The following is a 23,139-nucleotide window of genomic DNA, read 5'->3' as shown; positions in this document are numbered from 1 at the left end:
GCGGCTCCTTACAGCGGTTTAGTGAACCGGACGTGGCTCGGCTCGTAGCCTTCCCGACGATAAAAGCGGTGGGCGTCGATGCGTTTTACATTGGTGGAGAGCTCGGTCATTTCCGCGCCGTGCTGCTGCGCCACCGTCTGGGCCCAGTTTAACAAGCCTTTGCCGACGCCCGCGCTGCGCGCGTCCGGCATCACCACCAGCTCCTGGATTTCGCCAATCCAGTTGGCGTGATGGAGATGGAATTGCAGATGCAGGCTGATGAGCCCGACCGGTTTGCCGTCAAGCCAGGCCAGCGCCAGATGATAGTTGGCGTCACGCAGATTGGCGGCGAGGCCAACGTCGAACGCGTCGCGGTCAAACGTGGCCTGTTTCAGTTCACAAACCAGCGCATAGATGACGTCGCTGTGGGTGATATCGGCGCGCTGAATGTCACAAAGCATGATGCGGCTCCCGTGGCTGTTGGTGCTCATCGACCAGCGTTAATAATGTCTCGACTGACTGTAGCAGACTCCCGTCATTATTCAGCACCCGGCAACCGGGCGGCATACTGGCGTACTGTGCCGCGCGCGCCAGCCGGGCGGCGATTTGCGCGGCGGATTCTCGTCCCCGCGTCTGTAAACGCGCTTGCAAGATGTCAGGGGAAACGTGCAGGCACACCGCCAACAGTTGCGCCCGGTAGCGGGTTTGCGCCTGTTCCAGGTGTGCGCGGGACCCGTTCACCACCACGTTAAATCCGGCGGCCAGCCACAGATCGATCTCCTGACCGATTCCGTAGCGATGGCCGTTGGCCTGCCAGCTCAGGGCAAACAGCCCCTGAGCTTCCCGCTGTAAAAACTCGTGTTCGCTCAGCGCGATATGATTTTCGTTTCCGGCGTTAAACGGGCGGGTGATGTAGCGATGCGCCACCAGCAGCGTTGGGCGCTCCCGCTCGCGCAGGGCAGTTAACAAACTGTCCTTCCCGGACCCGGACGCCCCCATTAACCAGATAAGCCGCCCCATCAGAACACCTGTTTTCCCTGACGCCAGACATTGCCGATATGCACATGTTCGCCGTGCCAGTGCGCCAGCACCAGATCGGCGCGTTTGCCCTCGCCAATCACCCCACGATCGTTGAGATTCAACGCCCGCGCCGGATTGCGCGTCACCAGATGAATCGCCTGGGGCAGGGTAAAGGCATTGCTCTCGTCCAGCGCCACGCGAAACGCCGCGTCCAGCAGGCTCGCCGGATAATAGTCGGAGGAGAGAATATCCAGCAGCCCGGCCTGGGCCAGCGAGTGGGCCGCCACGTTGCCGGAATGCGAGCCGCCGCGCACGATATTCGGCGCGCCCATCAGCACGCTCATGCCGTGCTGGCGTGACGCCTGCGCCGCATCGAATGTAGTAGGAAATTCGGCGATCACGCTGCCGAGCTGGTGGGATTCCAGTACGTGCTCCGCCGTGGCGTCGTCATGGCTCGCCAGCGCGATATTCCGCGCCCGGCAGTGAGCGGCAATGGCCTCCCGGTTCGGCTGCGACCAGCGTTCCGCCAGCGCCAGCTGTTGCTCTTCGTAACGCGCCATGTCGTGGTCATTGAGCTGGTATTTGCCCTGATAATACTCGCGATACTTTTCCCGGTTGGCGAACTGGCGCTGCCCCGGCGAATGGTCCATCAGCGACACCAGGCTCACCGGTTCCCGGTGCATCAGCTGTTCAAACAGCGGTAGCGTAGTGTGATGCGGTAACTCGCAGCGCAGATGCAGGCGATGCTCGGCGCGGTTCACGCCGCGCCGCTGGCTGTGCTCCACCGCGTTGATCATCTTTTCCAGATTCTCCAGCCGATCGCCGCCGTCGCGCACATCGCCCAGCGCCACCGCGTCCAGCACCGTGGTGATGCCGCTCGCCACCATCAGCGCATCGTGGCTGCTCATGGCGGAGTGGGCGGGCCAGTCCACTTTCGGGCGTGGGGTGAAGAATTTATCCAGATTGTCGGTATGCAGTTCAATGAGACCCGGCAGCAACCAGCCGCCTTCGCCGTCCAGTGCGCCCGGCAGGCGGCTGTGGCTGTCGGCGTAGTGGGTGATGACCCCGTCGTTGATATCGATGGAGCCGTCTACCACCTCGTTTTCGAGGATCAGTTTTACGTTATTGATGATCATGCGTGTTCCCCATCGGGTGCAGACGGTCAGCCACGCGCTGGCGAATGGCGTCATCATGGAAAATACCGACAATGGCCGCGCCGCGCGCTTTGGCCTCTTCAATCAGCGCCACCACGGCGGCGCTGTTGTTGGCGTCCAGCGAGGCGGTGGGCTCGTCAAGCAGCAGAATCGGGTAATCGACGATAAACCCACGGGCGATATTGACGCGCTGCTGTTCGCCGCCGGAAAAGGTCGAGGGCGCGAGATGCCACAGCCGTTCCGGCACGTTGAGACGGGTCAGCAGGCTGGCGGCTTTGGCGCGGCACACCTCGCGATCGACGCCCAAATCCAGCAGCGGCTGCATCACTACCGTTAATGCCGACACGCGGGGGATCACGCGCAGGAACTGGCTCACCCAGCCGATGGTTTTGCGGCGTACCGCCATCACCTCCCGCGCCGGGGCGGCGACGATATCCAGCCACTGCTCGTCATGCTTCACCCAGATATGCCCCTGGTCCGGCAGATAGTTGGCGTACAGCGAGCGCAGCAGGGTGGATTTACCGCTGCCGGAATGGCCGTGTAGCACCACGCATTCCCCGGCGTTAACTTCAAGGGATGCGCTTTCCAGCACCGGCAGGCGAATGCCGTTTTGATGATGAAGAACGAAGGTTTTACTGACTTGTTCAACCCGTAATGAAACCGTCATGGCGCGCCTCTAGTTTTGCAAAACCGATGAAACCAACAGTTGGGTGTAGGGGTGGTGCGGATCGTCGAGCACCCGGTCGGTTAGTCCGCTTTCCACCACCTGGCCCTGCTTCATCACCAGCAGGCGGTTGGCCAGCAGCCGCGCCACGCCCAGATCGTGGGTGACAATCACCACCGCCAGGTTCAACTCCACCACCAGGCCGCGCAGCAGGTCGAGCAACCGCGCCTGGACCGACACGTCCAGCCCGCCGGTGGGTTCATCCATAAATACCAGCCGGGGATGGGTTACCAGATTGCGGGCAATTTGCAGGCGCTGCTGCATCCCGCCGGAAAACGTGGTGGGCAGATCGTCAATCCGCGAACCGGGGATTTCGACTTCCTCCAGCCAGCGCGCGGCGGTGGCGCGGATCTCGCCGTAGTGACGCGCGCCGGTCGCCATCAGGCGTTCGCCGATGTTGCCCCCGGCGGAGACCTGGCGGCGCAGGCCATCCATCGGATGCTGATGCACCACGCCCCATTCGGTGCGCAGCAGGCGGCGGCGCTCGGCCTCACTCATGCCGTACAGTGAGCGATCCTGATACATCACTTCGCCCGCCTGCGGGGCCAGCCGGGCAGAAATCGACTTCAGTAAGGTGGTTTTACCGGAGCCGGATTCCCCGACAATGCCCAGCACTTCGCCGGGCCATAAATCAAAGGAAACGTCGCTAAAGCCTTTGCCCGGCGCGTACAGGTGGGTCAGGTGATTAACCGAAAGCAGAGGTTGAGTCATGGGTTATGGGCCTCGCAAACCGTGCGGCAGAAATCGGTATCGGAACAGACGAACATGCGGTTGCCCGCGTCATCCAGCACCACTTCGTCGAGATAGCTGTCATGGGAGCCGCAGATGGCGCAGGGCTGATCCCACTGCTGGACGCTGAACGGGTGGTCGTCGAAGTCCAGGCTTTCAACGCGGGTATAGGGCGGCACTGCGTAGATGCGTTTTTCGCGCCCGGCGCCGAACAGTTGCAGTGCGGGCATCTGGTCCATTTTCGGGTTATCGAATTTCGGGATCGGCGACGGGTCCATGACATAGCGGCCGTTGACCTTCACCGGGTAGGCATAGGTAGTGGCGATATGGCCGAAGCGGGCGATATCTTCGTACAGCTTCACCTGCATCACGCCGTACTCTTCCAGGGCGTGCATGGTGCGGGTTTCGGTTTCGCGCGGCTCGATAAAGCGCAGCGGCTCCGGGATCGGCACCTGATAAATCAGGATCTGATCCTCCACCAGCGGCATCTCCGGGATGCGATGGCGGGTCTGGATCAGGGTGGCGTTTTCGGTAGATTCAGTGGTGGTGACGTGAGTCACGCGCTTAAAGAAATTGCGGATCGACACGGCGTTGGTGGTGTCGTCCGCGCCCTGGTCGATCACTTTCAGCACGTCGGCTTCACCGATGATGCTGGCGGTGATCTGGATCCCGCCGGTTCCCCAGCCATAAGGCATCGGCATTTCGCGACCGCCGAACGGCACCTGGTAACCGGGGATCGCTACCGCTTTTAAAATCGCGCGGCGGATCATGCGCTTGGTTTGCTCGTCCAGGTAAGCAAAGTTATAACCGGCAAGATGCGTCACGGCGGGTCTCCTGTTCACGTTGCAGGCGTTTGAGCAGTTCCAGTTCGGCCTGGAAATCGACGTAGTGGGGCAGTTTCAGATGCGAGACAAACCCGGCGGCTTCGACATTATCGGCATGGGCCAGCACAAACTCTTCATCCTGGGCGGGGGAGGTGATGTTTTCGCCGTACTCCGGGGCCTGTAACGCGCGGTCCACCAGCGCCATCGCCATGGCTTTACGCTCGCTCTGGCCGAAGACCAGCCCGTAACCGCGCGTAAAGTGCGCAGGCTCTTCTGGCGGATCGATAAAGCCGTTAACCATTTCGCATTCGGTCATCAGCAGTTCGCCGACGTTGACCGCAAAACCCAGTTCCTCGGGGATGATTTCCACGGAAACGTAGCCGCTGCGGATTTCTCCGGCAAACGGGTGGTTGCGCCCGTAGCCGCGCTGGGTGGAGTAGGCCAGCGCCAGCAAGTATCCCTCGTCGCCGCGTACCAGTTGTTGTAGCCGCGAGGCGCGCGAACAGGGGTAAACCGGCGGTTGACGGGTGATGTCATCCGGCTGCTCGCCGTTATCCTGCTCTGGCTTGGCCAGCTTTTGTGCTTCCAGCAGGCTAAATACGTGGGGCGCGTGCGGCTGTGCGCCGTCGGCCCGTGTCAGCGCAGACGCTTCACCGTCCGCCAGCAGGGCGAAGTCAAGCAGGCGATGGGTGTAATCATAAGTCGGGCCGAGCAGTTGGCCGCCGGGCACGTCTTTGTACACCGCCGAAATTCGCCGTTCCAGACGCATGGCGGCGGTATCTATCGGCTCGCTGACCGCCAGGCGCGGCAGCGTAGTGCGATAAGCGCGCAGCAGAAAAATGGCTTCCACGCTGTCGCCGCTGGCCTGCTTGAGCGCCAGCGCCGCCAGTTCGCGATCTGCAATGCCGCCTTCGGTCATCACCCGATCCACGGCGAGATTAAGCTGGGCGTCAATTTGCGCCACGCTCAGTTCCGGGATCTGGCTGTCGCCCCGGCGTTTGTGCTGCTGAAGGGCGTGCGCGGCGTCGATCGCTTTTTCGCCCCCTTTCACTGCAACGTACATCAGCACACCTCCACGTGGGTGGTGCGCGGGATCGCCAGCAGACGATCGCCGCAGGTGAGGATCAGATCGATACCCAGCGGGAACGGATGCGGGCGCTCGGTCAGTTCGTGGATCACGCACTCCGGCAACTGCGGCGCGACCATGCGCTCCTCATGAATGCCCGCGCCGGTGAGGCGCAGCATCCGCCCGCCGCTCAGGCTGGCGACCTGCATAATCAGCGTGGCGCTGGTTTCCGGGGCCACGGCGCTGCCCTGCGACAGCAAATTCAACTGGGTGGCGGTGAGCGTCTCGTCGGCCACTGCAAACAGCGCGCTGGCAAGATCGTCGGTGAGCGGCGCGTTGGTATGGAAACGCAGATTCTGACGGACAATATCGTTGCCCATTCTGGCGCTCAGCCACAGCGGGGTATCATTATCCGCAAGTGTCAGCAGCACGCTGGTGGTGGCCTGGCCGAACGGCGGCCAGCCGTGGGCCAGTTGATGCAGGGACACAATCACGCCCGGTTCGCTCATGGCTTTGAGCAGGCGGCGAAAGCTGTGTTGGGCATCGTGAACCGGGGTAGCGAAAGCAGTTGTTAATGTCATGCGTTGTCTCCACGCACCAGGGTGAAAAAGTCGACCCGGCTGGCGTTCACCTGTTCGGCGCGCGTCTGTAAACGGGCGGCGCGGTGGGCTTCCAGCGGGGCAATAAGGGTTTCCAGCAGCGACGGATAGTGCGCCGGGTCTTGCATCAGGGCGTCGATCACCGCGCAGCGTTCGGCGTGGGGTTTGTTGCGCCCCAGCACCCAGCTGTAACCGCACAAGCCGTTATCCAGGCGGATCACGGCGCGGGTCAGGGTGGCGTCGCCGGTATAAAAGCGCGAGCCGGTGCCGCCCATGCGGCCCTGGATTTGCACCAGGCCGGTTTCCGCCGGGCGTAGGGTCTGGTATTGCGGCGCGATACGCAGCGTATCAACGTAGCGCTGCAATTCATCCGGCAGGCTGTGGGCCAGCACGGCCATCCAGTGCTGGCGTTGGGCGAGGGTGTAATGTGCCGCGTCCATTAGTGCTCCATGGTGAATTCAATCATGTCGGCGCGGGTCAGGCTGACGGAGTATTCCGCCGGCGCCGCCACGTCGTTGCGGTGGTTAAGGGTGCGCACGCAGAGCAGCGGCGCCATATTGGGGATCTCCAGCAGCTTGCTCTCTTTGGCCTGGGCGCGGCGCGCGCTGATGCGTGTCTGGGTGCGCAGCAGGCGAATATCGAGCTGCTGGTCGAGATAATCGTGCAGCGAACCCTGGCTAAAGCCCTGCAACGCAGGCCACCATGCAAGCTCGGAAAAATAGTGATCGATCAGGCACAGGGCGATGCCGTTGACCCGGCGCAAGGTGCGCAGGTGGATAACGTTCTGCCCTTCGGTGACGTCCAACGCCTGGGCGACCTGATTTGACGCCGGGCGCAGCACCGCTAACAGGCGTTCGCTGGTGGGATGGCTACCCTGTTCCAGCAGATTCTGGCTAAAGCGCGCCTGGGCATTGAGCGGGTAATCGAACGGACGCATCAATACCAGCACGCCCACGCCCTGGCGGCGCTGCACCCAGCCGCGCTCCACCAGTTGGTCGATGGCGCGGCGCAGGGTGTGGCGATTCACCGCGAAGCGGTCTGCCAGTTGCTGTTCCGCCGGCAGATAATCCCCGCAGCGGTAGTGATTTTTCAGCTCCTCTTCAAGCTTTGCGGCTATTTCCTGATATCGGGTGGGGTAACTGGTCGGATGTCTGGATAAGTGCATAGCAATCAAAGCCTCGCAACTCAGATGAAGTGCTTACGCAAGCGCTGCGACAGGAAGTCGAGCAGGCTGACGGTGATGATGATGACAATCATCAGGGCGCAGGTTTGTTGGAACTGGAACCCGCGAATCGCTTCCCACAACGTGACGCCAATCCCGCCCGCGCCGACCATGCCTACCACCGTGGCGGAACGCACGTTGGATTCGAAGCGGTACAGGGAGTAGGAGATCAACAGCGGCATTACCTGCGGCAGCACGCCGTAGAGAATTTCTTCGATTTTGTTGGCTCCGGTAGCGCGCACGCCTTCGACCGGGCCGGGCTCGATGGCTTCTACCGCTTCGGAGAGCAGCTTGGAGAGCACGCCGGTGGTGTGGATAAACAGCGCCAGCACGCCCGCGAACGGCCCTAATCCCACCGCCACCACAAACAGCATGGCGAACACCATTTCGTTGATGGCGCGGCAGGCGTCCATCAGCCGGCGCATCGGCTGATAAATCCACCACGGAACCAGATTATCGGCGCACAGCAGGCCAAACGGGATGGAGAGTAAAACCGCCAGCGCGGTGCCCCAGACGGCGATTTGCAGGGTGATGAGCATTTCGCCCAAATAGTGCTGCCACTGGCTGAAGTCCGGCGGGAAGAAATCAGCGCCGAAGGTCGCCATATTGCCCGCATCGCGGATCAGGTTGAGCGGTGCCATTTCCGCGCCCTGCCATGAGGCAATCAGCACCGCCAGCAGCACTGCCCAGCTCAGCAGGGTAAACCAGCTTCGCTTCGGGGGCGCAACAGTAATGGTTTGCATAAGGAACTCCGTAACGCGTCCTCACGGGCGAACCCGTGAGGACAAAGGATTACTGTGAGGCGGTGGTCACGTTGTTCATCGCGCCGAGGGCCGCATTCAGACGATCGAGATCGTCGAGCTTCGCCTGGAGTTCCGCGGTTTTGGCCGCGCGATCCTGCTCGCTCAGGGTCTTGTTGGCTTTGACGCTCTGCATCTCTTTAAACAGCGCCAGCTGGCGGATCGGCACCAGTTGCAGGTCGCTGGATGGGCGGAACGGCGCCCATGAAAGGCCTTTCAGCACCTGTTGCTCTTCGGCAGTTTTGCCGTAGGTGGTGAAGAAGTCGTAGATCTTGTCTTTGGTGGCATCAGAAAGGTTTTTACGCCAGACGATCGGATCGCTCGGGATCAGCGGCGATTTCCAGATCACTTTCAGTTGGCTGAATTTTTCCGGCGCGGTGACTTTCAGACGATCGAGGTTTTCGGTGTTATTGGTTGCCACATCCACCTGCTTGTTGGCCACGGCCAGGGCGTTGGTTTCGTGGTTGGCGTTCAGGGTACGCTTGAAGTCGGTGGGCGCGATGTTGTTCTTCGCGAATACATAGTAGCCCGGCACCAGGAAGCCTGAGGTTGAATTAGGATCGCCGTTGCCGAAGGTCAGATCCTTGCGCTTCGCCAGCAGTTCGTTAACGTCCTTGATCGGATTATCTTTGTTGACGATCAGCACGCTCCAGTAACCCGGCGATCCGTCCGCCGCCACGGTCTGAGCAAACACCTGCCCGTTGGCGCGATCCACCGCTTCCATGGCGGAAAGGTTGCCGTACCAGGCCACATCCACTTTGTTAAAGCGCATCCCCTGGATAATGCCCGCGTAGTCCGGCGCGAAAAACGCGTTCACTTTCACGCCCAGTTTCTTCTCCATATCCTTAAGGAACGGGTCCCATTGCGGTTTGAGGTTTTGCTGTGATTCCGTCGAAATGATGCCAAAGTTAATCGCCTTTTCCTGCTCCTGCGCCTGCGCCGGGCTTAACAGGGCGCTCACGCTGAACATGCTGGTAAAGGCCAGAGCGGCAACCGCTTTGTAAGTCATGAAATATCCTCAGATAAGTTAGGCGGCCTGCGCGTTCTGCTCGACGCGATTCAGGCTGCGGTAGAGATGGTCGGAACGTTCGCTGTCGAAGGCGCTACTGGCACCGTCGAAAAAGACATTGCCCTGACGCAGCGCCACAATGCGTTGGCAGTAGCGCAGGGCGTAATCCACCTGATGGAGCGTCACCACAATGGTGATCCCGTCCTGACGGTTAATGTCGCGCAGGGTTTCCATCACGATGCGCGCCGACTCCGGGTCAAGCGACGCAATTGGCTCATCCGCCAGAATCACTTTGGCCTGTTGCATCAATGCGCGAGCAATCGCCACGCGCTGCTGCTGGCCGCCGGAGAGCGTAGACACCCGCTGATACGCCAGATGGGCCATCCCGACGCGGGACAACGCCTGAAGCGCGCGCTGATTCTGCTCGCGGCTGAACCAACTGAAACAGGTACGCCAGAACGGGGTCGCCCCGAGCGCGCCGATCAGCACGTTTTCTATTACCGTCAGGCGGTTAACCAGATTGAACTGCTGGAAGATGTAGCCTGTCTGGGCGCGGGTCTGGCGGATATCGCGGGCCAGACGGCCTGCGCGCTGAACGGTGCGGCCCAGCATTTCGATATGAATTTCCGGGGATTCGTCGCTGGTGATCAGCCCGCTGAGATGGCGCAGCAGGGTGGATTTCCCGGAGCCTGACGGCCCCAGCAGCGCGACCATTTCGCCAGTATTTACCTCCAGACTCACCCCATTCAGCGCCTGATGGTTACGGAAAGTGCGGGTCAAATTTTCGACGCGGATAATCGTTTGCATTACACGGTCTCCATGAAAAGTGGCCTCATGTTGACCGGGTAATGTGACGATTCTGTTAACGGGAAATGGCAATCGGATGAAGAATGGCCGTTCTGGAAGGCGGAATGACTAGGGAATGCATTCAGCTACCAACTTTTTTCGTAGTGCAAGGCAGGGGGAGATTTTCTTAGCTTAAGGGGTGCGGATTGTGCGCTTTTTCCGGGTAAGGCTGCGAGAGACTTTATGCGGGCGATTAACCTCACGTAACACGACGCGAAATTAACCTCTGGCAGCGGGAATCAACGATGAGCAAAGACATTGTTTTTTGTGCGGATGGGGTCTGGGGCGGGCCGGACCTTGACGTTCAACACAGCCCGGTTCGGGCTGGCAATGTTTACCAGCTGTTTGTGGCGCTGCGGGGGGAGGTGGATCAACACAGCCTGCTGCTGGCCAATGAACAGGAGAAAACCTGGCGGGATCCCGACGGGGACGTCTTACAGGTCGCAAAGTATATTCATGGGGTGGGCGACCCGAATAATCCGTTTGCGAACAGTCTGGATGGGGCGTTTGGCGCCCGGTTTATCGTTCCCGTTGTCAGGGGTTATACCTTTATCAGCCGTCATTACCAACCCGGGGATCGGATCTGGCTGATCGGATTTAGCCGCGGCGCGTACACGGTGCGGGCGCTGGCCGATATGATCCTCAGCCGTGGTTTGCTGGACAGCGCGCGTTTGCGCTTCAATGAGCATAATAAGCCCGACGCCTGGCGACGGGCGGCGGCGGTCTGGACGCAGTACCGGGCCCATGCCGCGCATATGGATGGCGATCTGCTCGGGCAGGTGGTCAGCGATCTGCCGGGCTACTTCTGCGAGCCGCCAGGGCCTGACGATATGATGACCAACGTGCCGATAGAAGCCGTCGCCGCGTTTGAAACCGTGGGTAAAAAGGGCATCCCTGCGTATTACCAGGATAAACGCACCGATGTGTTTCGCTTCGGATCGTCGGCGCTGGCTGACCGGGTCAAGTACGGTTTACAGGCGATAGCGATAGATGAAGAGCGCGCGGAGTTTGAGCCGGTACTGTGGGATTTCCGCGATCGAATTATGCAGGTGTTATTTGCCGGCATTCATGAAGATATCGGCGGCGGCTACGATGACGAGAGCGAAGAAAGCGCGCTGGCGAATACCACGTTACGCTGGATGCGGGATGTGCTGAGCGATCTCGGTTTACCGCTGGATTTACGGCCCATTATCAGCAATGGCTTAGGGCCGCTGCACTGTAACTGGTTCCCGCCAACGCCCTGGCAGCGCATTGCGCCACGGCGTTTTCCCGCGCCGGTCCACTCTTCGTTAATGATCCATCAGTCGGTTATCGACCGGATTTATGGCGGCAACGCGCTGCCGTTTCAGTCACCGATGGATGGGGTATGGAAGTTAAGCGATTACCAGCCGGCGTCATTGCGAAAACATATGACCGCCGGCGGCATCCCGAAGAACTGGTCTATCGCTTATTAACGGCTAGCGAAACACGGCGACCGCATCCACCAGTCGCGTCGCCTGATGTTTAACGGTGGCGGACGCCTCGGCCCCTTCCTGCACCAGACTGGCGTTTTGCTGGGTAATTTTATCCAGCTCATCCACGGCACGGGTTAACTCCGTCAGCCCTTGTGCCTGATGCGCCGTAGCGTCGCTGATTTGAGCAATCAGGCTGGTGACGTTTTCCACCTGTTGCACAATTTCCCGCATGGTTTTGCCCGCCATCTGCACCTGCTCGGAACCGGACTCCACATTACGGGTGCTGGCCTCAATCAGCTTGCGAATGTCGCTGGCGGCGGTTGCGCTACGGCTGGCAAGGTTGCGCACTTCTCCCGCCACGACCCCGAATCCTTTACCCTGTTCCCCCGCCCGGGCGGCTTCGACGGCGGCGTTGAGCGCCAGGATATTGGTCTGGAAGGCGATGCTGTCAATCAGGCTGGTGATGCTGCTGATTTGCGCGGTGCTTTGCGCGATCTGGTCCATAGTGGCAATAACGGTTTCCATCACTTCGCCGCCGTTGGTGGCGGCGTGGCAGGTAGAAAGTGAGAGCTTATCGGCGGCGCTGGCGGTTGCGGTATTGTGCTGCACCGTGGCGGCGAGCTGATTCATGGTGGCAAGGGTTTGCTGGACGTTGACCGCCGTCTGGCGGGTACGCTCGCTGAGATCGTCATTGCCCTGCGCCAGCGCGTCGCTGCCCTGGCGTACGGTGACCACCTGGCTGCTGACGTCGTTAACCAGCCAGCGAAACATCAGCCCGAGCTGGCTTATCGCGCGCAGCGTGGTGCCGATTTCGTCGGCGCGCTGCATATGGTCCACACTGTGGCTGGCCCCCGTCGCCACCTGCAACGCCTGCTTGCAGACCTTTTCCATCGGACGGGAAACCTGAGCCTCCAGCCACAGGCAAATCAGCAGGCTACAGACGGCCTGAAATCCCATCATGGGCAGGGCGCTTTTAAACGGCAGGGCAAGCGCCTGGAGCATCAGCGCGGTAAGGGGCAACAGCGTTAATAACGGCAGGCGAATACGCCAGCGCAGCGGCAGCGTTTTAAACAAATTGCCCACCCGGCCTACGCCGCGCCGTACCAGTAATCCACTGTAAAACCGAAAACCGGTTAATTTCCCCTGATTAATTTTCTTATACAAGGCATCGGCACGGGCTATTTCTTCCGGCCAGGCTTTAGTACGAATCGACATATAACCGCAGGTTTGGTTATTTCGCACGATAGGGATCGCATTGGCGCGCACCCAATAAAAATCACCATTTTTACGGCGGTTTTTCACCAGCCCGGTCCAGGGTTCGCCGCGCTTTAACGTCGCCCACATGTCGGCGAATACCTGTTTTGGCATATCAGGATGGCGAACAACATTATGAGGATGGCCGATCAATTCATCGGCGTTGAAACCGCTGGCACTAATAAAACTGTCATTAGTATAAGTAATATAACTTTGCAAGTCGGTGGTGGACATTAATGTATCATTATCAGCGAGAATATATTCTTTATTGGTGGTGTGGAGAGAATGACGCATACATTCATCCTTAATAAACGGATACGGTTGTTTGTGACGGATTTATTACTTATCGGTGGGGTGCGTATTATCTTTAGGTTTAATACGCGCTTTAAAATGTCCAAAAAAACATAGATTTTTAATAATACAAACAATGAATCATTGTTAACTAATTGATATATATGAATATAAAACTTAATCTGTGAATGCGGTCAATACATTTAAATATATTTTTGAAGTGTCTTGAAATGGTGGGAATATCGGCTAAGCGATAAATCGATAGCACCAGCAGAAATAGCGCGGGCAGCGTTTACTTTAGTATAATAATCAATTCAGAGAGAAAAAACTCTGCGCGGTGTGACGGCGCAGAGTCAGCATCAGTTCTTTTTAACGAATTCTGATTTTAACTTCATCGGGCCAAAGCCATCGATTTTGCAATCAATGTTATGGTCGCCTTCTACCAGACGAATACCTTTTACTTTGGTGCCGATTTTCAGCATCGAAGAGCTGCCTTTGACTTTGAGATCTTTGATAACGGTAACGCTGTCGCCATCGGCCAGCAGGTTGCCGTTGGCATCTTTAACGATCAGCGTGTCGGCTTCCGGCGCTTCTTCAGCGGCGTTCCATTCGTGCGCGCATTCCGGGCAAATGAACATGCCGTTATCTTCATAAGTGTATTCGGACTGGCACTGAGGGCAGTGGGGAAGTTGCATGGGTTTTCCTCTTGAAACTGTGGCGGGCAGTGCACCGCTATAGGTGGAATACGGGTATTCACCCGCAAAAACCGGGGATTATAACCTGAATCCCTGGGTTTATCAGGGATTATTCCCTAAGCGGGGGCAACCCTTGCGATGTCACTTCAGGAAGGTTGTCAATAACCTAAATTTTAGCGCAAATATGCGAAACATATATCGTGATTTGTCTTGTGTCGGTGTTATTCTGGCCTCTTAAGTGATATTTATTATTCTATGGTTATCGATAATCATCAGGGCTACCCATCGGCCACCACGAATGCGCGCTTAATCACCTCCACCGAATGGCTTATTTGCCCATTCCGGAGGGCTTTTGTCTTTAGCAGATAAAAAAGAAAATCCAGCAGAGATAGCCGCGCTAAGCCATTTTAATAACGCCGCCAGATGGACAAACGGGTTATTTACAGCAAGCAAAACGGCGTTTTAACAAATCAGGATTTTATTTCCTTCAGTAATTATAAAAGGCGTTACCAGATAATAAAAAGAGAAAGCAAATAAAACTAAAGAAAATTTGCATTAAGGAAACATTTTATGCATACACAGACAATTTTTGAATTAAGCCAGGAAGCGGAGCGGTTAATCCATCTCGCCATGCATAACCTGGATATGCTGAAAAAAATCCCCCTGGCGGTGCAGGAAAATCCATCTGGTCTGGATGGCGCGCGGATCGCCACTATTCATCCGTTACACTTCAGCCACAAAGGCGTGGAGGTTCAACAGGAAACATTGCGCAATGAACTGCGTAAGGTGACACATCAGGAAATGGTGCTGGCGATTGTCGGCACCATGAAAGCGGGAAAATCCACCACCATCAACGCCATCGTCGGCACGGAAGTGCTGCCGAACCGCAACCGCCCCATGACGGCGCTCCCGACGTTGATTCGCCATACCCCAGGCCAGGTTGAGCCGGTGCTGTACTTTCCCCATGTCGGGCCCATCGAAACGTTAATGGCCGAACTGCAAAAAAAATTGCACGTCCGGCGCCGGGACAACCTCGCCACGCAGTTGGAAATTGATAAGGACATGGACAGCCTGCTGTTGCGCATCGCCAGCGGCACCCGGTTCGAGAAGCAGTATTTAGGCGCGCAGCCCATCTTCCACTGCCTGAAAAGCCTCAACGATCTGGTGCGTTTGTCAAAAGTGCTGGATGTGGCGTTTCCCTTCAGCGCCTATACCGCGATTGAGCATATTCCGTTTATTCAGGTGGAGTTCGTCCATCTGGCGGGGATGGACCAGGGATTAGGGCAGTTGACCCTGTTAGATACCCCCGGGCCCAACGAGGCAGGCCAGCCCCATTTGCAAAAAATGCTTCAGGAACAGCTGGCAAGTGCGTCGGCGGTGCTGGCGGTGATGGATTACACCCAGCTCAAGTCGGTTTCCGATGAGGAAGTGCGCCAGGCGTTATCAACGGTGGGCAAATCGGTACCGCTGTACGCGCTGGTGAATAAATTCGACCAGAAAGACCGCAACAGCGACGATGAAGATCAGGTGCGGGCGCTGATTTCCGGCACCCTGATGAAAGGGCATATCGAGCCGGACCATATTTTCCCGGTGTCATCGATGTGGGCGTATTTAGCCAATCGCGCGCGCCACGAGCTGATGCATAAAGGCCAGTTGCCGCCCCATACCGAACAGCTCTGGGTGCAGGATTTTGCGGAAGCGGCGCTGGGCCGACGCTGGCGTACCGAATCGTTAACCGATATCACCGCGCTGCGCCATGCCGCCGAGCTGCTGTGGGAAGATTCCCTGTTCGAGCAGCCGATCAAAACGGTGCTGCATGCGGCCCATGCCAATGCCTCGCTCTACGCGCTGCGCTCTGCCTCGCATAAATTGCTCAACTATGCGCAAAGCGCGCAAACCTATATGACGTTCCGCCGCCAGGGGCTGGATATCGCCAGCGACCAGCTTCAGCAGAGCATCGTGCGGCTGCGCCAGAATATTGAAGAGCTTCATTCATCCCGTAACGGGGTACGTGATGAGGTACAGCACGAAGTGGCCCAGGCGTTGCAGGGCGGGGCGGCGTGCATTGCGGACTATCAGCGCCGCATGATCGAAAGCCTGAGCAGTTATTTCCGCAGCGGGCAAATCCCGGAAGTCTCCCTGAGTGGCATAGGCCGCCACGACCCGCATCGCCGCCGTGATTTTGAACCGGGCTGCCAGCAGATGATGCTGGAGTCAGAAAGCGAAGCGCGCACCCAACTGCACAAAATCCGCGCCTCCTGTGATGTGATTATGCTGGGCTTCCAGGAAGGGCTAATCCGCGATCTGGCGACGCTGTTCAGCCAACTGGAAATCACGCTGACGCGTACCCTGCGCGACGCGTTACACCCCATCGAAACCCGCGTTTCCGACGGCCTGATCCAGGCGGGATTTAAAGCGCACATTACGCTACCCGTATTCAGCGCCAATCAGCTTAACTTTAACGCGCATTCGCTGTTTAACGACGCGATCGATCAGCAAACGCTGCCGCTTAACCACGCCCGCCGCCGGGGAGGGATGAAGGGAACGGTGGTACGCTGGCTGAACAGCTCGGAGTGGGGCTGGGAAGGCTATACCGCCAGCGCCCGGCGTTTCGTGATTGATATTCCTGGCCTTGAGCAAAAGCTGTATCAGCACATCGAGCAGTTCAGCAGCCAGGTGCGACAGGCGATGGATACGCAAATTGATGTCTCCGTCAGCGCCGGGTTGGCCAGCTTTTTCGCCGAATTTTCTGGCGCGCTGTCGTCCATCGAAGCCAGCCTGCAACAAAGCCTGGTTGCCCGTCAGCAAAATGAAGATGCGCTGCTGGCGCTGCGTAAACAGTTGCAACAGTGCAATGCCACCGCCGGATTCATTTATGAAGACGCCCGGCTACTGCGTGATGATATCCAAACCCTTTTTGCAGCGGAGTATGGCGTATGAGGCAGACCGCGTTACTTGATGGGCCAGGGCGCCATTTGCAAAGCGTCACGGATAAATGGATGGTCGATACCACCCTTGCTGTACAGCAACGGCGCGTGTCACCGGCGGTTCCCCATCAGCAGGCAATTGGCGAGCGGTTGCAGAAAGAGTTGCTGGCGCAATCCAACCTGCCGAACTGGTGGACAACCGCCGCCATGACCGAGGGCGCGCAATGGCTGCCGGGGCTGCTGGACGGCGTCAGCCAGTATCGCCAGCCTGGTCATATGGCGTTAAGCCTGATTGCCCAGGCGCTGCTGGCGGAAATCCCGGGGCGGGATCCTGCGCTCGTGACGCAACTGGAGCAGTTGGGCAGCTACTATCAGCAGTGCGCGACGCGGCTCGAAGACGACCTGGCCGCGCGCGGGCTGGAAAATGAAGGGCGCGAGCATATCGATGCGGTATTCGCCCGTTGGCGTAGCGGCCATTATGGCGAGTTTTCCCCGGCGGGCCGCTGCTATGTGGTACTGGAGGAACTGCGCTGGGGACGGTGCGGCGCGGCGATTCGGCTGAGCACGCCGCGTGTACGCGAGACGCTACTGGAAGAGATCCGCCAACAGTCCACGGCGCTGCTGGCGAAAAGCGTCGACGCCTCGGCGCAAACGCGACATTTTTATCAGCAGTGGCTCAACTCCCCGCCAACGCCGAGCCTGCTGGATTATAAGGATACCCTCAGTTGGCTGGGCAACTGGAGCGACAGCGAACGCCAGCCGGTATGCTGGTCGGTAACCCAGAGCTGGAAAAGCGTGGCGTTGGGGATGCCGCGGTTGTGCTCTGCGTCGCGGCTGGCCGGGGCGATGGTGGATGAGGTGCTGGTGGATTCGCTGGCTGCCTGATTTTATTTCATCTTATAAAGCAAAACGCCGCACTCGGGAGTGCGGCGTTTTTTTTTGGGGTTTAGCGATTAGTGGTGCTGAACCTGCTGCTCCGGCTCTTTCACTTCAGCGGGTTTATAGCCGCCAACATGTTTAGCGTACAGCGCGGTGATAATCGGCACCAGGATGGCGGTGACGATAACGCTCGCGGCGACCAGCGCGGTAGCGGAAGCGGCGACCGGTTCAAACGCCGGGTTAATCTGCGCGATAATCACCGGGTTAGCAACCGCAGCGCCTGCTGCGGAAGACGCAGCCACACCTGCAGTACCATTACCGCCGCCAATCACGCGGTCTGCGATAATCAACGGGATACCGGTGATAACGATAACCGCAACACCCAGTACCACGCCCAGCAGGCCAGTATCCAGAATCACGCCCAGGTTGATGGTGTTACCCAGCGCGAAGCCGAAGAACGGGATCAGAACCGGCGTCGCCTTGCTGAAGAACGCGCGGAAATCGTGGTCCAGGTTACCCAGGGTGAAACCAATCAGGAACGGCAGCACAGCGCCAATAAAGTGGTGCGGTTCAAACGATGCCAGACCGGCGGAACCCAGGATCACCATGGTCATCAGCGGGCCGGATTCCAGAGACATCAGGACGAATGCGCCAGACTCTTCTTTGGTACCGTACTGGTTCATCAGGCTGGCATACAGGCCGCCGTTGGTCATATCCATGGCAGAGACGATAGCCAGTACCGAAATTCCGGCAAAGAAGCCGGTCTGAATCCCGCCTTCCGGGATAAACGACGCGGCAATCATCGCCACCAGCCAGGCTACGCCGATTTTAGTGATAACCAGCGTACCGGATTTACGCAAAACGGTGCCGGTTGCACGTAAATCAATAGAGGCCCCGATACAGAAAAACCAGACCGCCAGAATCGGTACCGTTCCGCTAATCATACCTTTGGTAAAGGAACCAAAATACGCGCCAGTGTTGGGGGCAAAGGTATTGAGTACGGCGCCGAGCAGCAGCGGAATAAGCATCATCCCGCCCGGGATTCGTTCCATAGTCGCTTTAATTTTCATGTACAAGCCTCTTAACTTAGATTTTCTGGTATCAGCAGGCAGGTTTTGCAAGCTGCTAATAAAAAAGATTTTTTATGCGTTGCGAGTCGTTATGTCCTGGCTGGGAGGGCTGGCCGTTATGGGTAACCTTGCCGCCTGGTTTAAGTAAAATCTGAATCTCGCTAATCAGTGGTGATACTATTGATCCATTGGAATATTGATTCAATAGAAATGAAACGTTGTTTTAGTTATCTTCGTCACAATATTGATTTTTGGTTTTGTTAAGATCGGTAGCAGCGAAAATTAATGTAAAGAGTTTGTACTTTTTATTGTTGGATATGCTGAATTAATAATAACGGGCGTTATTCTTAGCCCCCGTAACGTCACTGAGGAGACATAATGGACGTACGCCAAAGTATTCATAGCGATCACGCTAAGACCCTGGACACCGCCGGGTTACGTAAAGAGTTTTTGATTGAAAAAGTTTTCGTGGCTGATGAGTACACCATGACGTACAGCCATATCGACCGCATTATTGTGGGCGGCGTAATGCCGGTTAACCGCACGGTGAGCGTGGGCGGCGAAGTGGGTAAACAGCTGGGAGTGACCTACTTCCTGGAGCGTCGTGAACTGGGCGTCATCAACATCGGCGGGCCTGGCCTGATCCGTGTTGACGGCACCTGCTATGAAATGAACCACCGCGATGGCTTGTATGTGGGCAAGGGTGCGAAAGAGGTGGTGTTCGAGAGTACTGACCCGGCCAACCCGGCGCGTTATTACTACAACTGCGCTCCGGCGCACCTGACCTACCCGACCAAACGCGTTACGCCGGCTGATGTCGCGCCGGTCACGCTGGGCGAAGACGTCACCAGCAACCGCCGCACCATCAACAAATACTTTGTGCCGGATGTGCTGGAAACCTGCCAGTTGAGCATGGGCCTGACCGAACTGGCGCCGGGCAACCTGTGGAACACCATGCCGTGCCACACCCATGAGCGCCGCATGGAAGTCTATTTCTACTTCAACATGGACGAGAACAGCTGCGTATTCCATATGATGGGCCAACCGCAAGAGACCCGTCATATTGTGATGCAGAACGAGCAGGCGGTAATTTCCCCGAGCTGGTCAATCCACTCTGGCGTGGGCACCAAAGCCTATACCTTTATTTGGGGTATGGTGGGTGAGAACCAGGTGTTCGATGATATGGACCATGTTGCGGTGAAAGATTTGCGTTAAGTCCTTTTTGTTTTCGGTAGTTAAGCTACACGTACCGTCATTATTCCTGAGCGTCGGTTGAGTCATCATCCGGCGCTTTTTTTATTTCCAAATCACCTCCTATCATTTATCGCAGTTGTTTTAATCCTGCCAACTGATATAAGCAGCGTTCAATACCATTCTCATCTAAGTCATTAATAAACTTAAGTTAAATTTATGAACTCATCTGAACTGAGGGGGCTCCAGGCACTCCGTGGCCTGGCGGCAATGAGCGTTATGCTGTTTCATTTTCGCTGGAATCTTAACGATGTGTATCCTGGCGTTGGTGATCGGCTGTTTGGCTGGGGCGCTACCGGCGTCGATCTGTTTTTCCTGATTAGCGGCTTTGTGATTACGCTGACAATGCAACGCACCCCCACGGGGATATCCGGAACCATTCATTTTTTAAAACGCAGAATATTACGCATCTTCCCGGTCTATTATATTATTTTGCTTATTACCTTCTTATTATCCGGAGCCATGAGCATCTTTCATTATCCTGATAAATTAGTTAATTTAATTAGCGCTATTCTATTCCAGCCTGTCTATCCCGACCATGCGCCATTTTATGTCGATGATGGCGGAATGTATGGGATTCGCTGGACGCTAAATTATGAAATTTATTTTTATTTGATTATTGGGTTATCGATTTTCACCCCGCGACGCTGGACTGGCATTGCGCTTTATTTCCTGCTGACGTTATTTTTGTTGCCGGTTATGAGTGGGTATGCTTTCACGCTTTCTCCCCAGGGTTACCCGTATGCGTCTCCCTGGCTGGGTTTGATCACTAACCCAATGATTTTTCTATTCCTGGAAGGCATGATCGTAGGGCTGCTTTACCCTTTATTAAAAAAATTGCCTGCAAAACTCATGGCCGTTGCTTTTACTGGCAGTGTGATTCTGGCAATAGTGATTTTTAAAAATAATCAGCTTATCGGGCACGGCGTGACGAGTTCAGGGTTGGTGTATGCGTTAATGCTGGTGTGTATTATTGGCGCAGAGAAAGCCATCGGAAAATATATACCCCGCAGCCTCGTGGCGCTGGGAAACATTTCGTTTTCGCTTTATTTGATCCATACACTGATGAATACCGGTATTGGCAAGCGCTTTGAAAGTCTCGGCATTGAATCTGGCGTGTCGCGTTTTACGTTGTCGGTGGTGTTGTCGCTTGTGCTTGCCTGGCTCGCCTGGCGCTACGTCGAGCAGCCCTTTTATGCGAAGCGCAAAGGGGCAGGGAAGTGGGTAAGCGTGGCGGGGAACTGATGGTATTGTGGCGGCGCTTCGTGGGCTGCCGCCAGAAACAAATGTTTGGACGCAGAAAAGCAAAAACCCGCCTCAAGGGTGGGTTTTCTGAATAAGTGGTGCCCGGACTCGGAATCACATCCACGATTAACACGCTGTTATTTATCCAATTGCAGTACTGGCATAACGGAGATAAAGTGAATGACGGTCAGTTTGTGTCTATAGTATTATTTCGGTGTGAATTATAGTAATCAACGAATGGCCGAGCGTTGATGATTTCCCACCAACCATAAGCAGTCATTGATAGTATTAAGAAAGAAACCATCGCACCGATACCTGAGCCGATAGCATTGCACAACATGGAATACGTTATCTCAGAGTGACCAATGGCGTTATATATTACGCTTATATCGTTCGCCCCCCACATGGTACAAAGTAGAAATGTAGTAGCAAAGAATATATCAATAACAAGTAATGAAGATTTTGCCCGCCATCCGGCCTGAGACGTTATCTCAGCCATCCCGTCATCCCTAAATAGCACAACTGACTGAATGCGGTTAATGCTTTTGTACATCCAGATGGTGGCCAATGGATAGCGGGTATTCATTATTAAAAGAATTTCATGATATTTAGCATAACGGTGTCGTGTTGCAAGAGCGAAATAATATTCGACAAGCCGGGGATCGTGGTTTGGCTGAGAAAATATGACTAGAAATTTCTCCAGCGCTTCGTTTTCTGATTTTTTGTTAAAAAAGTTAGATGAAATTAATGACAACAATGTATTGATGAGTTCACTCATGTTACCTCCATGTAGATATCAAATAATGTTCTGGACCTGTCGTACAATTTCAGTGCTACGGCGATATAGTCCGTAGTCAGGTTATGTTAACACAGTCTGGCTACCGGATAACCAGCAGATGCGGTATGATAAAGCCGAGTGTTTTTAAGCCAGAGGAACCTTTATGCCTTTGCAAATAAAAGACAATATAGATTTGCAAACCCTTGTCAATCACCTTTAATCAGGTGGCACAAATTTACTGTGCCACTACACAACGAAGGCAAACAGAAATAGCATAAGGGAATAAATTTATGGCTATATCAGTATATATTTGGCTTTACGAAGAAGAAGGGAAATTATTAAAAGGTTCTGTCGATGTAACCGGCCGTGAAGGAAGTATCGAGCTAACCGGAATGTAGCATGATTTATATATCCAAACGGACGATGCAACAGGTGCAGCGACAGGCACGCGACAAGATGAAGCGTATACTTTGAAAAGATTATAGATAGCTCATCACCGCTGTTGTATAAGACACTCACAACAGGAAAAATGCTGGCTAAAGCGGTGTTTAAGTTCTACCGCATCAACTACAACGGCCAGGAAGAAGAATATTTCGTTACGACGCCCGAAATAAAATATAAAGCCTCAACCCAAAAGATGAGGCTTTATGTGAGAGTCGATTAAATATCCCATCAGCGCATTAATTGAGTTTGCAAGCATCTCTGATAGGCGTCTGTTAGTTTTAAATCATAGCGATTTTGTGCATATCCCAGGCCGTTGTAGCCCCTGGCGAAGCTGACCCAGTCTTTATTTTGCAAATAAATACAGAGATTCTTCGCCGCTATGAATTGGCAAAAGGCTTCCAGTTGCTCGTGGTTGCCGCGGCTTTGTGCCGCGACAAAATCTTCAACCGAGTGAAATCCACATAAGGCAAAATTAAACCCCATGATCTGGAATGCACCCCATGACGTAGAGCAGAGCGCGGCTTCACGGTGGAGGCTTATTGCCGTCTCCAGACGCGCATACTCTTTCTCTCCTCCCAGATAGTGCTGCGCCGTCCATTGCTGATAAATGATGGAGGGAAAGCGGGCAGCAAGGATCTCGGGTTGATAGCGGTGTTTTGCCAGCTCACGCCAGAAAGTATGTCCCTCGAATAAGATCTTTGGCCTCCCGGAGGGGAGGAAGCCATGCCCTGACGACTCCACGGCACAAACTGCTTGTAGCGCACAGGGCTCAATCTGTATCCGTCTGGCAGCAGTTACGATCTCCTCCCAGCTAATTTTATCCCGGACAGACTTCTGGTTTAGAAGGGCTGACTGTTCATCTGTTACCATGTCATTTCT

The 23,139-nt window shown here is 56.0% G+C and carries 24 protein-coding genes; 6 read left to right on the top strand and 18 right to left on the bottom strand.

Annotation, left to right across the window (positions count from 1 at the left end):
• Nucleotides 1–8 precede the first annotated feature (8 nt).
• Genes phnO through phnC form a run of 13 tightly spaced genes read right to left on the bottom strand, consistent with a single transcriptional unit; the run spans nt 9 to nt 9,933 of the window.
• The gene (gene phnO / locus FHW74_RS07580; protein ID WP_183169863.1) at nt 9–440 is read right to left on the bottom strand and encodes an aminoalkylphosphonate N-acetyltransferase; all 432 of its coding nucleotides are present in this window, start codon (nt 438–440) and stop codon (nt 9–11) included.
• Nucleotides 430–999 (bottom strand): ribose 1,5-bisphosphokinase, encoded by a 570-nt coding sequence (gene phnN, locus FHW74_RS07575; RefSeq protein WP_183169862.1) that lies wholly within the window; start codon nt 997–999, stop codon nt 430–432. The genes phnO and phnN overlap by 11 nt, the downstream gene beginning before the upstream one ends.
• Entirely contained in the window at nt 999–2,135 is a 1,137-nt protein-coding gene (gene phnM, locus FHW74_RS07570) for an alpha-D-ribose 1-methylphosphonate 5-triphosphate diphosphatase (RefSeq protein ID WP_183169861.1), read from the bottom strand. Before phnM ends, phnN begins: the two co-directional genes overlap by 1 nt.
• Nucleotides 2,122–2,820, bottom strand: a complete 699-nt coding sequence (phnL, locus tag FHW74_RS07565; RefSeq protein WP_183169860.1) for a phosphonate C-P lyase system protein PhnL — start codon at nt 2,818–2,820, stop codon at nt 2,122–2,124. The genes phnM and phnL overlap by 14 nt, the downstream gene beginning before the upstream one ends.
• Before the next feature lie 9 nt (nt 2,821–2,829).
• Nucleotides 2,830–3,588 (bottom strand): phosphonate C-P lyase system protein PhnK, encoded by a 759-nt coding sequence (phnK, locus tag FHW74_RS07560; protein ID WP_183169859.1) that lies wholly within the window; start codon nt 3,586–3,588, stop codon nt 2,830–2,832.
• Nucleotides 3,585–4,430 (bottom strand): alpha-D-ribose 1-methylphosphonate 5-phosphate C-P-lyase PhnJ, encoded by an 846-nt coding sequence (locus FHW74_RS07555; protein WP_183169858.1) that lies wholly within the window; start codon nt 4,428–4,430, stop codon nt 3,585–3,587. Before FHW74_RS07555 ends, phnK begins: the two co-directional genes overlap by 4 nt.
• On the bottom strand, nt 4,408–5,493 hold the full coding sequence (locus tag FHW74_RS07550; protein ID WP_183169857.1) for a carbon-phosphorus lyase complex subunit PhnI: 1,086 nt from the start codon (nt 5,491–5,493) through the stop codon (nt 4,408–4,410). Before FHW74_RS07550 ends, FHW74_RS07555 begins: the two co-directional genes overlap by 23 nt.
• Nucleotides 5,493–6,077: a phosphonate C-P lyase system protein PhnH gene (gene phnH / locus FHW74_RS07545; protein ID WP_183169856.1), complete on the bottom strand. Its 585-nt coding sequence runs from the start codon at nt 6,075–6,077 to the stop codon at nt 5,493–5,495. The genes FHW74_RS07550 and phnH overlap by 1 nt, the downstream gene beginning before the upstream one ends.
• Nucleotides 6,074–6,535: a phosphonate C-P lyase system protein PhnG gene (gene phnG, locus FHW74_RS07540; protein WP_183169855.1), complete on the bottom strand. Its 462-nt coding sequence runs from the start codon at nt 6,533–6,535 to the stop codon at nt 6,074–6,076. The genes phnH and phnG overlap by 4 nt, the downstream gene beginning before the upstream one ends.
• On the bottom strand, nt 6,535–7,260 hold the full coding sequence (gene phnF, locus FHW74_RS07535; protein ID WP_183169854.1) for a phosphonate metabolism transcriptional regulator PhnF: 726 nt from the start codon (nt 7,258–7,260) through the stop codon (nt 6,535–6,537). The genes phnG and phnF overlap by 1 nt, the downstream gene beginning before the upstream one ends.
• Nucleotides 7,261–7,280: 20 nt before the next feature.
• Complete coding sequence (gene phnE, locus FHW74_RS07530) at nt 7,281–8,060, bottom strand: phosphonate ABC transporter, permease protein PhnE (protein ID WP_183169853.1); 780 nt, start codon at nt 8,058–8,060, stop codon at nt 7,281–7,283.
• Between the two features lie 49 nt (nt 8,061–8,109).
• The gene (gene phnD / locus FHW74_RS07525; RefSeq protein ID WP_183169852.1) at nt 8,110–9,126 is read right to left on the bottom strand and encodes a phosphonate ABC transporter substrate-binding protein; all 1,017 of its coding nucleotides are present in this window, start codon (nt 9,124–9,126) and stop codon (nt 8,110–8,112) included.
• Nucleotides 9,127–9,144: 18 nt separating this feature from the next.
• Nucleotides 9,145–9,933, bottom strand: coding sequence for a phosphonate ABC transporter ATP-binding protein (phnC, locus tag FHW74_RS07520; RefSeq protein ID WP_183169851.1), 789 nt, complete (start codon nt 9,931–9,933; stop codon nt 9,145–9,147).
• Between the two features lie 284 nt (nt 9,934–10,217).
• Between phnC and FHW74_RS07515 the strand changes: the two genes are divergently transcribed.
• Nucleotides 10,218–11,426, top strand: coding sequence for a DUF2235 domain-containing protein (locus FHW74_RS07515; protein ID WP_183169850.1), 1,209 nt, complete (start codon nt 10,218–10,220; stop codon nt 11,424–11,426).
• 3 nt (nt 11,427–11,429) lie between these two features.
• On the opposite strand, the gene FHW74_RS07510 is transcribed toward FHW74_RS07515, so the two are convergent.
• Together FHW74_RS07510 and FHW74_RS07505 are read right to left on the bottom strand one after the other, a co-directional pair.
• Nucleotides 11,430–12,974 carry a PAS domain-containing methyl-accepting chemotaxis protein gene (locus FHW74_RS07510; protein ID WP_183169849.1) on the bottom strand — a complete coding sequence of 515 codons (1,545 nt, stop codon included), beginning with the start codon at nt 12,972–12,974 and terminating at the stop codon, nt 11,430–11,432.
• Between the two features lie 356 nt (nt 12,975–13,330).
• Nucleotides 13,331–13,666: a zinc ribbon domain-containing protein YjdM gene (locus tag FHW74_RS07505; RefSeq protein WP_161661068.1), complete on the bottom strand. Its 336-nt coding sequence runs from the start codon at nt 13,664–13,666 to the stop codon at nt 13,331–13,333.
• A 570-nt stretch (nt 13,667–14,236) separates the two neighbouring features.
• On the opposite strand from FHW74_RS07505, the gene crfC reads away from it, so the two are divergent.
• Nucleotides 14,237–16,606 carry a clamp-binding protein CrfC gene (gene crfC / locus FHW74_RS07500; protein WP_183169848.1) on the top strand — a complete coding sequence of 790 codons (2,370 nt, stop codon included), beginning with the start codon at nt 14,237–14,239 and terminating at the stop codon, nt 16,604–16,606.
• Nucleotides 16,603–17,478 carry a diguanylate cyclase regulator RdcB family protein gene (locus tag FHW74_RS07495; protein WP_183169847.1) on the top strand — a complete coding sequence of 292 codons (876 nt, stop codon included), beginning with the start codon at nt 16,603–16,605 and terminating at the stop codon, nt 17,476–17,478. The genes crfC and FHW74_RS07495 overlap by 4 nt, the downstream gene beginning before the upstream one ends.
• A gap of 68 nt (nt 17,479–17,546) precedes the next feature.
• Here the strand turns inward: FHW74_RS07495 and kdgT are convergent, their stop codons facing one another.
• Nucleotides 17,547–18,542, bottom strand: a complete 996-nt coding sequence (gene kdgT / locus FHW74_RS07490; RefSeq protein ID WP_183169846.1) for a 2-keto-3-deoxygluconate transporter — start codon at nt 18,540–18,542, stop codon at nt 17,547–17,549.
• 378 nt (nt 18,543–18,920) lie between these two features.
• Between kdgT and kduI the strand changes: the two genes are divergently transcribed.
• Both kduI and FHW74_RS07480 read left to right on the top strand, forming a co-directional pair.
• Nucleotides 18,921–19,757 carry a 5-dehydro-4-deoxy-D-glucuronate isomerase gene (kduI, locus tag FHW74_RS07485; RefSeq protein WP_125294682.1) on the top strand — a complete coding sequence of 279 codons (837 nt, stop codon included), beginning with the start codon at nt 18,921–18,923 and terminating at the stop codon, nt 19,755–19,757.
• Nucleotides 19,758–19,952: 195 nt separating this feature from the next.
• Nucleotides 19,953–21,038, top strand: coding sequence for an acyltransferase (locus FHW74_RS07480; protein WP_183169845.1), 1,086 nt, complete (start codon nt 19,953–19,955; stop codon nt 21,036–21,038).
• A gap of 187 nt (nt 21,039–21,225) precedes the next feature.
• Here the strand turns inward: FHW74_RS07480 and FHW74_RS07475 are convergent, their stop codons facing one another.
• On the bottom strand, nt 21,226–21,816 hold the full coding sequence (locus tag FHW74_RS07475; protein WP_183169844.1) for a hypothetical protein: 591 nt from the start codon (nt 21,814–21,816) through the stop codon (nt 21,226–21,228).
• A 502-nt stretch (nt 21,817–22,318) separates the two neighbouring features.
• Here FHW74_RS07475 and FHW74_RS23000 point away from each other — a divergent pair.
• On the top strand, nt 22,319–22,480 hold the full coding sequence (locus FHW74_RS23000; RefSeq protein WP_183169843.1) for a hypothetical protein: 162 nt from the start codon (nt 22,319–22,321) through the stop codon (nt 22,478–22,480).
• A gap of 8 nt (nt 22,481–22,488) precedes the next feature.
• Here FHW74_RS23000 and FHW74_RS07465 read toward each other — a convergent pair whose 3' ends face one another.
• Nucleotides 22,489–23,130: an N-acetylmuramidase family protein gene (locus tag FHW74_RS07465; RefSeq protein ID WP_183169842.1), complete on the bottom strand. Its 642-nt coding sequence runs from the start codon at nt 23,128–23,130 to the stop codon at nt 22,489–22,491.
• Between the last annotated feature and the right edge of the window lie 9 nt (nt 23,131–23,139).

Source organism: Atlantibacter sp. RC6 (genome assembly GCF_014193285.1).
In the GTDB taxonomy this organism is placed as follows: Bacteria; Pseudomonadota; Gammaproteobacteria; order Enterobacterales; family Enterobacteriaceae; genus Atlantibacter.
The sequence above is the reverse complement of the archived record's forward strand: the minus strand, read 5'-3'. Positions and strand labels throughout refer to the sequence as shown.